Origin of the sequence: Azospirillum melinis (assembly GCF_013340935.1) — a bacterium.
Classification (GTDB): Bacteria; Pseudomonadota; Alphaproteobacteria; order Azospirillales; family Azospirillaceae; genus Azospirillum; species Azospirillum melinis.
The window spans coordinates 79,761-92,992 of record NZ_WHOS01000006.1 but is presented as its reverse complement, the minus strand read 5'-3'; the positions used below and the strand labels follow the sequence as shown (position 1 = coordinate 92,992).

Sequence of the window (13,232 nt, the reverse complement as noted above, 5' to 3'; positions counted from 1 at the left end):
CCTCTCCCCCTTACCAGACCGACCAGGCCGCCAGCAGCAGCGGGGCCGCCGCCGCCAGCAGGCCGGCCCAGGCCCGCAGCGCACTGCGCGCCGCGAAGACCCAGACCACCGCCGCCGCATAGATCGCGAAGCTCGCCAGCATGCCGGTGAGCACGGCCTGCGGCTTGCTCATCGGCAATGCCAGCGCCGCGACGCTGCCGAGCGCCGCCAGCGCGTAACCGCCGAACAGCGCCGCGACGATGCGCGAGGCGACCGGTGCTGCGCGGCGGACAGGGCCGATCAGCGACATCATTGGTGCGGTGCTGCCGCCGGGCCGGCGGGAAGCGGCGCCAGCCCGTCGCCATGGACGTAGGTCGCCGTGGTGGCGTAGCTCACGGCGTCATAGCGTTCCGGACCCTTGGCGCCCGGACGCTCGCCGGGGCTGCGGTCGGTCAGGCTGGCCTCGGCGACATAGGTGCCCTTCCATGGCAGGTCGAAGCTGACGACACCCTGGTCGTCGGTGTAGCCCTCCTTGGCCCAGCCGGACTGCGTCACCAGCGACACCTTGGTCTTCGACTTGGGCTGTCCCTTGAAGAACAGCTTGAAGCGACCCGGCTCGCCGGCGGGCACCAGATCCAGGGGCAGCTTCGGCTGCTGCTCGGTAAAGCCGGTGATCAGGCGCGCCGACGGGTGGTACCAGTTGGCGGTCTCCTTCCCGTTCTCCTTGCCCGGATAGAGCGGATAGAGCGGGTCGTCGGCGACGATGGTCTCGCCGTCGCCGGCCTTGAAGGGCAGGGCGAAGCCGGTGGCGGTCTTGGCGGCCTCCGCCGCGTGGTCACCCTTGGCCGAGACCAGGGTGGCGGCCGGCTTGACGAACTTGTCGAGCAGGCCGGGCGACGCCTCGCGCAGATTGTCGCCGAACTCGCCGAAGCGGATCACCGCATTCTGGCCGTCGGGCTGTTCGATCCAGATCTGGTGGGCGTTGGCGGGTGCCGCGAGGCCCAGCAGGGCGACGATGGCGATGGACAGTCTGGTCATGATCACTCCGGCTGGATCGGGGGTGGGGATCAGAAATCGGCGGAGGCGGACAGCAGCACCGTGCGCGGCGCGCCGACGGTCACGTAGGTGCCGGTGGTCAGCCAGTAGTTCTTGTCGAACAGGTTCTCGACGTTGGCGCGGAAGGTGACCGGCGTGCCGACGATTGTGGTGGCATAGCGCGCGCCGATGTCGAAGCGGGTCCAGCCGTCGAAGCGCAGGGTGTTGGCGTCGGTCAGGTAGGAGCCCGAGGTGTAGATCACCCGCCCGTTGAGGGCGAGGCCCTGCACCCAGGGGGTTTCCCAGTCCAGCCCGGCCGACAGCGTCTTGTCCGGCACGCCCGCGGCGTCGTTGCCCTGCACCGAGGCGACGGCGGTGCGCGTCAGCTTCGGGTCCATGAAGGCGGCGCTGGCCATGCCGCGCAGGCCGGGCAGGATCTCGCCATAGACCGACAGCTCCAGGCCGCGGTTGCGCTGCTCGCCGTCATAGGCCAGCTCGTTGGCCGCGTTGCGGATCGAGTTCGGCTTGGTCAGCTGGAAGACCGCCGCCGTGGTGGTGATCGTCCCCCAGTCGACCTTGACGCCGGCCTCATACTGCTTCGACTTGAAGGGGGCCAGAACCGCGCCGGTGTTGGCGTAACCGGCACCGACCACCGTGCCGCGCGTCAGCCCCTCGGCATAGTTGGCGTAGAGCGAGACGTTGGACAGCGGCTTGACGACGAAGCCGGCCAGCGGCGAGGTCGCGCTGGCATCGTAGGTGCCGGTCTGGGCGCCGGTGGCGGTGCTGAAGCTGTCGACATGGACCTTCTGGCGGCGGGCGCCCAGCGTCAGCATCACCCGGTCGTCCAGCACCGACAGCGTGTCGGCGACCGCGACGCTGGTCAGCGTGGTTTCCGTCGACTTGCGCGCCGAGGTGCGGGCGGCGGTGACGGCCGGCAGCGGCACCGGGTTGTAGATGTTCGACAGGGCGGATCCGGCCGACTGGATGTAGGCGTTGCCCTCGTCGCGCTTGAAGCCGGTGTAGCCGACATTCAGCTGATGGTGGACCGGGCCGGTCGCGAAGCGCCAGCGGGCGCCCGCAGTGCCGCTGACCGTGCGGGAATAGGAATCGTAATAGGCGTTGCGGACCGTGAAGTTGCCGAGCGCGTTCACCGCGGTGGTCGAGCTGGGGAAGGTCTGGTCGTTCTCGCCCTTGCGGTAGCCGATGCCGGCATAGGCGGTCAGGCTGTCCGTCAGGTCGACCTCGATGTTGGAGGCGACGGTGACGTCCTTCTGCACCAGAACCGTGCCGGGATACCAGTTGCTGCGCGCGTCGGGCGGGGAGGGGATGGCGGTGGTGGCGGGCAGGATGCTGATCTGCGGCCGGAAATTGTCGGTGTCGTCGCGCTGGCTGATGGCGTCCATCGACCAGCGCAGCCGCTCGCCGCGGTAATCGACCGCCAGGGCTCCCAGGCCGGAGCGGAGGTTGCCGCCGTCGACCGACGCCTCGCCGTTGCGCATCAGCCCGTTGAAGCGGACGCCCCATTCCTTGTTCTCGCCGAACCGGCGGCCGACATCCAGATGCACGCCGAGATTGGCGTCGCTCATGTAGGTGGTGGTAACGCGGGTCAGCGGCTCTTCCCCGGCGCGTTTGCTGAGGATGTTGATGCCGCCGCCGATGCTGCCGCCAGGAGAAATGCCGTTGACCAGCGCGCCGGGGCCCTTCAGCAGCTCGATCCGCTCGACGATCTGCGCCGGCACCCGGTTGGACGACACCAGGCCGTACATGCCGTTGAAGCCGACATCGCCGGACCCGACGGCATAGCCGCGGATCTGGAAGGTGTCGTCGAAGCCGTTGCTGCCGGTGGTCAGCCGGACGGAGGCGTCGTTGATCAGCGTGTCCGCCGCGGTGCGGGCCTGCTGGTTCTCGATCAGGTCGGAAGTGTAGTTGACCGTGCTGAAGGGCGTGTCCATGACGTCGCCGCTGCCGAGCAGGCCGACCGACCCGCCGCGCGCGACCTGCCCACCGGCATAGGGCTGCGCCAGACCGCCGGTCATCAGTCCGGCGTTGGCCGTCACCTGAAGGGCCGGCAGGGTCGTGCTGTCCGGGGAAGAAGCCGGGGCCGCGGCGTTCTGAGCGACGACGGCGTAACCTGACGCCATGCGCACGATTCCATGGCCGCTGCCGGCCAGCAGGCGGTGCAGGCCGTCCTCCACCGTGGTGGCGCCCTTCAGGCCGGGCGAGGTCTTGCCCCGGACCATCGCCGGATCCGCCTGGACCGTCACGCCCGCCTGCGCGGCGAAGCGGCTCAGCGCCTCGCCCAGCGGCCCGGCGGGAATGTCGGCGTTGACGGTGGCCGCCGCCGTCTGGGCATGGGCCGCGGGGGCCGGGAAAGCCCCACCCGCCAGGACCGCGGCGGTGAGCCCGGCAGCGACGGCCGCCGGGCGCAGGCCGGACCTGCGGGCGTCAGGCGCGGCCGAGCGCTCGCCACACGCAGTGGTCGTGCGACGGGCGTCCGCCGTGCTGCGAACTAGTTTCATAGTATCGGTTCCCCTGCCTGACGATGGTTGCAGCACGACATCGACGACCGGCACGGTTCCCCCCAAGCCAGTCAAACGTGCGACTTATATAAGAGAATGCGTATCACTCGCATCGATAATGCGAATCGTTCGCACTATAGTCATCGAATCTTGGCCGGTGCAACAGATGTTTGGCTCGATTGGATTTTTCCGGGGAACCGGGAGCGGGCTATCGCAATGCGCGCACCGTCCTGCCGCCGCAGGTGGCGGGCGCAGCGCCCCGCACCGCCCATCGCGGCTTTACAGCGCCGGCCCAATGTTCTTATCTCCGCAGCATGGATCGTCGCAGGCTCCAGTTCTTTGTCGCGCTCTGCGAGGAGCTGCATTTCCACCGTGCCGCCGCGCGGTGCCACATCACGCAGCCTGCCCTCAGCCAGCAGTTGCGGCAGCTGGAGGACGAGCTTCAGGTCCAGCTGGTCCACCGCAACAAGCGGCGGGTTTCCCTGACGAGGGCCGGCGAGTCCTTCCTGGGCGAGGCCCGGAAGATTCTGAACCAGATGGATCGGGCCACACAGCTCGCGCGCCAGACCGACCGCGGCGAGATCGGGCAATTGTCGGTCGGCATGACCGCGCCGGCGCTCTACATCGTGTTTCCCGAGATCATGCACCGGTTCCGCACAGCCTTGCCCAATTTCGGCGTGAACGTGCATGTCATGACGACATCCGAGCAGGAGGAGGCCCTGAGGGCAGGGGCCATTGATGTCGGCATCTTCCATCCGCCGCTCGACGACCAGTCCCTGTCGTCGCACCTCATCGCGCGCATCCGCTTCAACGTCGTGCTGTCGGACCGCAACCCGCTGGCGGAGCGGCCCCGCCTGCGGCTGGAGGAGTTGTCCAGGCAGCGCTTCATCATCTTCCCGCGCGTGATCGGTCCGCGCCTGTACGACGAGATCATCAGCCTGTGCCAGCAGGCGGGGTTCAGCCCGGAACTGATCCTCGAAGCCTCGCCGGCCCAATCGATCATCGCGCTGGCCGCCGCCGACTTCGGCATCGGCCTCATCGCGTCGGACCTTCAGCAGTTCGCGCGGCCGGGTGTCGTCTACCGGCCGCTGGACGGGCCGGCTCCCTACCTGACGCTCGGGGTCGCCTACCAGAGCGACGACACATCCCCGGCGATCCAGACATTCCTCGACGTCGCCGCGACCGTGGGCGAACTGGTCTCCTGAGCCAAAGACCTCCGGCACTAACACTGCCAACCCATGTCAGTGAAAACTTTTCCTTATCAACCGATCATTTTTAAAAGTTGGACCTACTCAGTTCGTTGGCCCTATCGTTTGCGTAACGGAGGATCAAGCCAATGAAAGTCTTCATGATTGGGGAAGCCGCCAATCACAAGGACAAGCTCGGCGCTTACCTGACGACACCCTGCGAGATCATTCCCCTTCCCCGTGAGGCAGCCCACTCGCCCGACTTCGATTCCGCGATCACCACGGACGACGTGGTCGTGTCTTTGCGCTTCTCCCGGAACGATGGGTCCGTTCCGGATTTTCGACTTCTGCATGTGCCGGGGGCCGGATTGGACGGCGTCGACATGGCCTCCCTGCCGTCCGGCGCCAGCCTGTGCAACGTCTTCGAACATGAGATCCCCATCGCCGAATTCGTCATGGCGGCGATGCTGAACTGGGAAATCCGTCCCGACGCCCTGCGCGGCTCCTTCGCCACCGACACCTGGTCCGACGTCTACCGGGCGCGCGTGCCGCATGGCGAGATTCACGGCCTGACCCTGGGGCTGATCGGCTTCGGCCGCATCGGGCGGACGATTGCCCGGCGGGCGGCGGCCTTCGGCATGCGCATCCTCGCCGTTGATCAATTCGCTGCCGATTCCGATGGTCTGGCCGAGGCGATCCTGCCGCCGGACCGCCTGCCGGAGATGCTGGCGCAGTCGGATTTCGTGGTGATCGCCTGCCCGCTGACCGATGAAACACGCGGGCTGATCGGAGCGGCCGAACTCGCCGCCATGAAGCCGACCGGCGTGCTGATCAACGTATCGCGCGCGCCCATCGCCGACGAGGAGGCGCTGTACGACGCCCTGCAACGCCGGACCATCGGCGGTGCGGTGCTCGACGTCTGGTACGGCTATCCGGCCGGGGCGGACGACCGGGTGGCGCCTGCGCGCTTCCGCTTCGAGGATTTGCCGAACGCGGTCTGCACCCCGCATTCCTCGGCCTGGACCACCCGGCTGCCCGAACGCCGCTACGCCTTCATCGCCCGGAACATCGACCGGCTGATTGCCGGCGAACCGCTGCTGAACCTTGTGCGGGCGCCTGCTCCGGCAGTGCGACCCGTCCTCCAGAACACGAGCTTCCCATGATCCGAGACACCGAGGACCTCGCCCGCCGCAGCGCCGGCGTGCCGATCAAGATCACCGGCGTGAAGACCTTCGTCGTCAACGCCGAGATGCGCAACTGGATCTTCGTCAAGGTGCTGACCGACCAGCCCGGCCTGTACGGCTGGGGCGAGGCCAGCCTGAACTGGAAGACGCGGGCCGTCACCGGCGCCGTCGAGGATCTGGAGCCGACCGTGCTGGGCCGCGACCCGCGCGACATCGAGCAGTGCGTCCGCGCGATGAACAAGTTCAGCTATTACAAGCTGGGCATGGTCGGCGTGACGGCGATCAGCGGCATCGAGCACGCGCTGTGGGACATCTTCGGCAAGAGCGTCGGCCTGCCGGTGTGGCGCCTGCTGGGCGGCAAGGTCCGCGACCGCGTGCGCGTCTACACCCATCTCGGCCTCGGCGAGATGAAGTCGGTGTACGAGACCTTCGATGTCGGCTCGCTGAAGGAGCGCGCCGCCGCGGTGACGGAGAAGGGCTACGACGCGCTGAAGGTGGTGTTCATCCCCTACGGCGCCCACAGCGCCCCGGTCCCGGCCCAGCGCCATGTCGGCAAGATGATGCAGGCGCTGCGCGACACGGTGGGCGACGGCGTCGACATCATGATCGACTTCCACGGCCGCCCCGGCTCCATCGCCGCGGCCATGGGCTACATTCGCGAACTGGAGCCCTACCGGCCGATGTTCTGCGAGGAGCCCGTCCAGCCCGGCGACACCGAGGCGCTGCGCCGCATCGCCGAGCAGGCCGACTGCCCCATCGCGTCGGGCGAGCGGCTGGTGGGCTTGAGGGAATTCATGCCGGTGTTCGCCCAGAAGGCGGTGCACATCGCCCAGCCCGACCTGAACCACACCGGCGGCCTGCTGGAGGGGAAGCGGATCGCGGCACTGGCGGAGGCGGAGCTGATCGGCATCGCGCCCCACAATCCCAACGGCCCGCTGGCCGGCGTCGCCGCCCTGCATTTCGACATCTCCACCCCGAACTTCGTCATCCAGGAGGAGATGAGCGGTGCGGTGCCCTGGTACGACGACGTCGTGCAGACGCCGATCCGCCGCACCGGCAGCCATTGGGACGTGCCGGACGTTCCCGGCTTCGGCATCGAGGTGAACGAGGTTGAGGCGGCCAAGCATCCGTTCAAGCCGGAGGTGATGCACACGACCTCCGCCGTGCTGGACGACGGCACCATCGTCGATTGGTAAGCCGTAATCGGTAAGGCGCTGCCTGCCTGCTTCATCGGACGGGTTTCATCGGACGGATTTCCATCATGAGAGAATTCAGCACCCCGGGCGACGTGTTCAACGCGCTGCCGTCGCGGGTCGTTTTCGGGGCGGGCGCGGTCGACCGCATCGACGGGGAAGTGGAGCGGCTGGGGGCCAAACGTGCGCTCGTCGTGTCCACACCCGGCCGCAGCGCCATGGGCGGGCGGGTTGCCGACCGCCTCGGCAGCCGCTGCATCGGCATCCTGCCGGAAGCAATTTCCCAGGTGCCCATCGAGCTGGCCATCCGCGGCCGGGCCAAGGCACGCGAGATGGGCGCCGACTGTCTGGTCAGCGTCGGCGGCGGTGCCTCCATCGGTCTGGGCAAGGCCATCGCGCTGGACCTCGGGCTGCCGATCGTCGCCGTGCCGACCACCTATTCCGGCTCCGAGATGACCGGCTTCTGCGGGATCACCATCGACGGCGTCAAACGGATGCACCAGAGCCTGCGCATGCTGGCCGGCACCGTCGTCTACGATCCCTCCCTGACGCTCGGGCTGCCGGTGGACGTCAGCATGGCCAGCGCCATGAACGCGCTCGCCCACTGTGTCGACGCCATCTACACCCCGACCATCAGCCCGGTGATCGTGCCGGCGGCGATGGAGGGCGCGCGGGCGATCATGGACGCGCTGCCGCGGGTGGCCGCCCGTCCGGACGATGGCGACGCGCGCGCCGACCTGCTCTACGGCGCCCACCTCGCCGGTGCGGCGCTGGCCGGCGGCTTCGCCCTCCAGCATGGCGTCGCCCATGTGCTGGGCGGCACCTACGGCGTGTCGCACGGATTGTCCCATGCGCTGGTGCTGCCCCATGTCGCAGCCTACAATGCACCCTTCGCCCCCCAGGCGATGGACCGGCTTGCCGCCGCCATGGGGGTGGAGGATGTCGGCGCCGCCATCTTCGATGTGATGGAAACGGTCGGCCTGCCGACGCGCCTGACGGAGGTCGGCTTCTCCGCCGACCGGATCGCGGAGGCCGCCCGCATCACCGTCGAGACCGACAACCGCTACAACCCCGGACCGGTGACCGAGGAGGCCGTGCGCGGCATCCTCGCCGCGGCGGTGGAGGGGCGTCGTCCGGGTTCGCATCCGGGCCGGTAGAGGCCGAACCGGACGAGAAAACGCAAAAAGGGAGGGAACCACCATGACGATCAAGCCCACCATGACGATCAAGCGCAGACAGTTTCTGGCCGCCACCGCGGCGGGCGCCCTGGCCGTCCCCTTGGCAGCACCCTTCATTTCGAAGGCGCATGCCGCGGAGTTCGCCTGGAAGTTCGGCCACGGCTTCCCCGCCAGCCACCCGCTGCACGTCCGCGCCGTCGAGGCCGCCGAGCGGATCCGCAAGGAGACCAACGGCAAGGTCGACATCGCCGTCTTCCCCAACAGCCAGCTCGGCGGCGACAGCGACCTGCTGGCGCAGGTCCGCTCCGGCGGCATCGAGTTCTTCAGCACCGGCGGGCTGATCCTGTCCACCCTGGTCCCGGTGGCCTCGATCAACGGCATGGGCTTCGCGTTCAAGGATTACGACGCGGTCTGGAAGGCGATGGACGGCCAGCTCGGCGGCGTGATCCGCAAGGGCTTCGACAAGGCCGGCCTCCACGCCTTCGAGCGCATCTGGGACAACGGCTTCCGTCAGATCACCACCGCCACCAAGCCGATCACCGGGCCGGCCGACCTCGCGGCCTTCAAGATCCGCGTCCCGGTCAGCCCGGTCTATGTGTCGCTGTTCAAGGGGCTGGGCGCATCGCCGACCAGCATCAACCTGGGCGAGGTCTATGCCGCACTCCAGACCGGCGTGGTCGATGGTCAGGAGAACCCGCTGGTGGTCGCCGACACCGCCAAATTCTACGAGGTGCAAAAATTCTGCTCGATCACCAACCATGTCTGGGACGGGTCCTGGATCGTCACCAACGGCCGGTCCTGGCGCGGGCTGCCCGAGGATCTGCGCCAGATCGTCAGCCGCAACCTGAATGACGGTGCGCAGCAGCAGCGCCAGGACATCGCCAGCCTGAACGAGGCGCTGCAGAACTCGCTTTCGCAGAAGGGGCTGACCTTCAACAAGGTCGATCCGGTGCCGTTTCGGGAGGTTCTGCGCAAGTCCGGCTTCTACGGCGAATGGAAGGCCAAATACGGCGAGGAGGCCTGGAGCGCCCTGGAAAGCTCGGTGGGGGCCCTGACATGACGACGGTGGTGGATCACAAATCCACCGCCGGTCCATCCGACGGCGCCGGCACGTGGCTGGCGCAGGTCGACCGGCTTCTGGGCTGGGTGTCGGAACTGCCGGTGGCGCTTCTGGTGGCGGCGGAGGTGGTGATCCTCTTCACCGGCATCGTCGCCCGCTACGTGCTCCACGCGCCGATCACCTGGTCGGACGAGCTGGCCTCGATCCTGTTCCTGTGGCTGGCGATGTTGGGGGCCGTCGTCGCCTTCCGCCGCGGCGAGCATATGCGGATGACCGCCTTCGTCAGCTGGGCGTCGCCCCGCGCGCGGGCGTTCCTCGACGTCTTCGCGGTGGCGGCGGCGCTCTGCTTCCTGCTGCTGGTCATCATGCCGGCCGGTGAATTCGCCTGGGAGGAGCTGGAGATCACCACCCCGGCCTTGCAGATCTCGAACATGTGGCGCGCGGCGGCCCTGCCGACCGGCCTCGGGCTGATGATCGCGACGGCGCTGGTCCGGCTGGCACGGGTGGGCGACCTCCGGCTGGTGGCGGGCGCCCTGGCGGCGGTGGCGGCCATCGCGGCACTGTTCACGGTCCTCCAGCCGGTGCTGGCCGATCTCGGCAAGCTCAACCTGCTGGTCTTCTTCGTGGTCGTGGTGGCGGGGTCCGTGTTCGCGGGCGTGCCCATCGCCTTCGCCTTCGGGCTGTCGAGCTTCGGCTATCTCGCCCTGACCACGAAGGTGCCGCTGCTGGTCGTCATCGGCCGGATGGATGAGGGCATGTCGCACCTGATCCTGCTGTCGGTGCCGCTGTTCGTCTTCCTCGGTCTGCTGATCGAGATGACCGGAATGGCCCGCGCCATGGTGGCGGTGCTGGCCAACCTGCTCGGCCATGTGCGCGGCGGCCTGTCCTATGTGCTGATCGGTGCCATGTATCTCGTCTCCGGCATTTCCGGTTCGAAGGCCGCCGACATGGCAGCGGTCGCCCCGGTGCTGTTCCCGGAAATGAAGAACCGCGGCGCCAAGCCGGGCGATCTGGTGGCGCTGCTGGCCGCGACCGGCGCGCAGACCGAGACCATTCCGCCCAGCATCGTGCTGATCACCATCGGCTCGGTCACCGGCGTTTCCATCGCCGCACTCTTCACCGGCGGCCTGCTGCCTGGTCTGCTGCTGGCGGTGATGCTGTGTCTGGTCGTGCGGCACCGCTACCGCAACGAAGACCTGTCGGGGGTGCGCCGGCCGACCGGCGGCGAGCTGGGCAAAAGCCTGGTGGTGGCGCTGCCTGCGCTCGCCCTGCCTTTCGTGATCCGCACCGCGGTGATCGAGGGTGTTGCCACGGCGACCGAGGTGTCGACCATCGGCATCGTCTATGCCGTCGCCGTCGGGCTTCTGGTCTATCGCCGCTTCGACTGGCGGCGGGTGGTCCCGATGCTGGTCGAGACCGCGGCCCTGTCGGGGGCGATCCTGTTCATCATCGGCACCGCGACGGGGATGGCCTGGTGCCTGACGCGCTCGGGCTTCTCGACCGATCTGGCCCATTTCATGGCCAGCCTGCCGGGAGGCTCCTTCACCTTCCTTGCGGTGTCCATCGTCGCCTTCATCGTCCTGGGCAGCGTTCTGGAAGGCATCCCCGCCATCGTGCTGTTCGGCCCGCTGCTGTTCCCCATCGCCCGCGAAATGGGCGTGCATGAGGTGCAGTATGCGATGGTGGTGATCCTCGCCATGGGCCTGGGCCTGTTCGCCCCGCCCTTCGGCGTCGGCTTCTACGTCGCCTCGGCCATCGGACGGGTCAACCCGGACGAGGGCATGCGCCCGATCATGGGCTATCTGGCGGCGCTGCTGGCCGGGCTGGCGCTGGTCGCGGCCATTCCCTGGATCTCGACCGGCTTCCTGTAACCCGTATCGTCCGGTCTCTCGGCGACTTGAACAAGCCGGCTCCGGTTCACTCCGGGGCCGGCTTCGTCTTTTCGGGACCGGTCAGCGCTGCGAGACCGATCCGGCCGCCGCCACCACCAGCGGGGCGAAGCGCTCCTCCATCTCCTCCGGCGTGAAGCGCGCGCGCGATACGGCGATGTTCAGCGCACCCACCGGCACGCCGCCCGATCCGGTGATGGCCGCCGCGACCGACAGGTCGCCGTGATAGAATTCCTCGAACGCGGTGGCATAGCCGCTCACCGCCGATTTCGCGATCTTGGCCAGCAGCTCGTCGCGCTTCCAGGTGGTGGTGGGCGTATAGGGCTTCAAATCCATCCGGTCGACCAGCGCCGCCGCCTCCGCCGCCGGCAGGCGCGACAGGATGGCGATCCCCGGCGCGGTGCAATAGGCCGGCATCCGCGTGCCGACGATGACGTCGGTGTTCAGCACATGCCGGCTCATGAAACGCGACACGAAGACGATCTCCGTCCCGTCCATCATGGTCAGGTTGATCGTCTCTTCCGTCGTCTTGCTGAGATGCATCAGATAGGGCATCGCGCGCTGCAGCATCGCATTGCTGTGCAGATAGTGATGCGCGATGTCCAGGCTGCGGACGGTCAGCTCGAAGCGCTTGGTGACCGGATCCTTCCGCAGATAGCCCAGCTTTTCCAGCGTGTAGGTGAAGCGCTGCGCCGCGCTCTTGTCCATGCCGACGGCGGCGGCGACCTGGGTCAGGCTCATGGACGGCCGCGAGGAATCGAAGGCGTGCAGCACGCGGAACGCCTTGTCCACCGACATCACCATCAGCGGATCGCCGGCCCGGCCCTCGGAACCGGTGTTTTCGGCGGTGACGGTGCCGGCATCGATGTCCGTGCCGGCGGGAACGCCCGTCTTGGGCGCTGGGGAGGCGGATCGGCGCGGTGCCATGTCGGTCGGTCCTGACTGTGCGCGGTGAGAGATACCGTTGACAGCGTACCGAAAGCAAGCCAAGCTAATCAATACAAAGTATTGCATTTCAATACACCGCTTCGCGATCACCCTTCGATCCCTCATTCCCGCGGGAGGGTTTCGGCGGCCGGCACCACTTGGCCGGACCGGCCCCCCGCATCGACAGGAGCGCATCCGTGACCGACTTCATCCTCACCGAGACCCGCGGCCCGGTCGGCATCATCACGCTGAACCGTCCCAACGTGCTGAATGCCTGGAACAAGGCGATGCGTGACGATCTGGTCGTCGCCTTCGACCGCATGGAGGCCGACGAGTCCATCCGGGCGATCATCCTGACCGGCGCCGGCGACCGCGCCTTCGGTGCGGGCCAGGATCTGAACGAAACCAAGAGCTTCGATGCCGACCGCGCCGAGGAGTGGGTGGCGGAGTGGGAGCGGCTCTACGACCGCATGCGCAGCCTGTCGAAGGCGCTGGTGGTGGCGCTGAACGGCGTTGCCGCCGGCTCCGCCTTCCAGGTGGCGCTGCTGGGCGACCTGCGCGTCGGCCATCCCGGTGTGCGCATGGGCCAGCCGGAGATCAATTCCGGCATCGCCAGCACCACCGGTCCCTGGATCATGAAGGAGATGATCGGGCTGGCCCGGACCATGGACCTGACCCTGACCGGCCGCCTGATGGACGCGGAGGAATGCCACGCCATCGGTCTGATCAACCGCATCGTTCCGCAGGACCGCGTGATGGCCGAAGCGCTCGAACTGGCCGGCGAACTGGCCGCCAAGCCGCCGGTTGCCATGCGCCTCGACAAGCAGCGCTTCCGCGAGATGACCGAGGCCGGGTTCCGCGACTGTCTGGCCGCCGGCGTGCGCATCCAGCGGGAAGCCTACGCGTCGGGCGAGCCGGCCCGCATGATGGAGGAATTCCTGGCCAAGCGCGCCGCGCGCAAGACGGCAGCCTGACCGGCCGTTTCGGCCCGTCTTTTAAAAGCGGGACGGTTCGCCGCCGTCCCACCCCACCCGACAGCTCCTCCATCAACCGGACGATTGCCAAGATCCGGCCAGCGAAC

At 68.0% G+C, this 13,232-nt stretch carries 11 protein-coding genes; 7 read left to right on the top strand and 4 right to left on the bottom strand.

From position 1 onward, the window contains the following. Positions 1–10: 10 nt before the first annotated feature. The 3 genes from GBZ48_RS06980 to GBZ48_RS06970 are packed head-to-tail and all read right to left on the bottom strand — an operon-like array spanning position 11 to position 3,533. Positions 11–292 (bottom strand): DUF3649 domain-containing protein, encoded by a 282-nt coding sequence (locus GBZ48_RS06980; protein WP_109051397.1) that lies wholly within the window; start codon positions 290–292, stop codon positions 11–13. Further along, on the bottom strand, positions 289–1,017 hold the full coding sequence (locus tag GBZ48_RS06975) for a DUF4198 domain-containing protein (RefSeq protein ID WP_174470353.1): 729 nt from the start codon (positions 1,015–1,017) through the stop codon (positions 289–291). Before GBZ48_RS06975 ends, GBZ48_RS06980 begins: the two co-directional genes overlap by 4 nt. Positions 1,018–1,046: 29 nt before the next feature. Continuing rightward, positions 1,047–3,533, bottom strand: a complete 2,487-nt coding sequence (locus GBZ48_RS06970) for a TonB-dependent receptor (protein ID WP_174470352.1) — start codon at positions 3,531–3,533, stop codon at positions 1,047–1,049. A gap of 314 nt (positions 3,534–3,847) precedes the next feature. Here GBZ48_RS06970 and GBZ48_RS06965 point away from each other — a divergent pair, with 314 nt between their 5' ends. The 6 genes from GBZ48_RS06965 to GBZ48_RS06940 all read left to right on the top strand — a co-directional run bounded on the left by GBZ48_RS06965 (position 3,848) and on the right by GBZ48_RS06940 (position 11,206). After that, on the top strand, positions 3,848–4,738 hold the full coding sequence (locus GBZ48_RS06965; RefSeq protein WP_174470351.1) for a LysR family transcriptional regulator: 891 nt from the start codon (positions 3,848–3,850) through the stop codon (positions 4,736–4,738). A gap of 131 nt (positions 4,739–4,869) precedes the next feature. After that, complete coding sequence (locus tag GBZ48_RS06960; RefSeq protein WP_174470350.1) at positions 4,870–5,883, top strand: 2-hydroxyacid dehydrogenase; 1,014 nt, start codon at positions 4,870–4,872, stop codon at positions 5,881–5,883. Next, complete coding sequence (locus tag GBZ48_RS06955; protein WP_209798437.1) at positions 5,880–7,100, top strand: enolase C-terminal domain-like protein; 1,221 nt, start codon at positions 5,880–5,882, stop codon at positions 7,098–7,100. The genes GBZ48_RS06960 and GBZ48_RS06955 overlap by 4 nt, the downstream gene beginning before the upstream one ends. A gap of 65 nt (positions 7,101–7,165) precedes the next feature. After that, positions 7,166–8,254, top strand: coding sequence for a maleylacetate reductase (locus tag GBZ48_RS06950; RefSeq protein ID WP_174470349.1), 1,089 nt, complete (start codon positions 7,166–7,168; stop codon positions 8,252–8,254). Between the two features lie 43 nt (positions 8,255–8,297). Beyond that, positions 8,298–9,335 carry a TRAP transporter substrate-binding protein gene (locus tag GBZ48_RS06945; protein ID WP_246307027.1) on the top strand — a complete coding sequence of 346 codons (1,038 nt, stop codon included), beginning with the start codon at positions 8,298–8,300 and terminating at the stop codon, positions 9,333–9,335. Further along, on the top strand, positions 9,332–11,206 hold the full coding sequence (locus GBZ48_RS06940) for a TRAP transporter large permease (RefSeq protein WP_174470348.1): 1,875 nt from the start codon (positions 9,332–9,334) through the stop codon (positions 11,204–11,206). Before GBZ48_RS06945 ends, GBZ48_RS06940 begins: the two co-directional genes overlap by 4 nt. 81 nt (positions 11,207–11,287) lie before the next feature. Here the strand turns inward: GBZ48_RS06940 and GBZ48_RS06935 are convergent, their stop codons facing one another. Next, on the bottom strand, positions 11,288–12,151 hold the full coding sequence (locus GBZ48_RS06935; RefSeq protein WP_209798438.1) for an IclR family transcriptional regulator: 864 nt from the start codon (positions 12,149–12,151) through the stop codon (positions 11,288–11,290). A 197-nt stretch (positions 12,152–12,348) separates the two neighbouring features. Between GBZ48_RS06935 and GBZ48_RS06930 the strand changes: the two genes are divergently transcribed. Continuing rightward, a complete protein-coding gene (locus GBZ48_RS06930; RefSeq protein ID WP_174470347.1) occupies positions 12,349–13,125 on the top strand; it encodes an enoyl-CoA hydratase-related protein in 777 nt (258 codons plus the stop codon). The last annotated feature ends 107 nt before the right edge of the window (positions 13,126–13,232 follow it).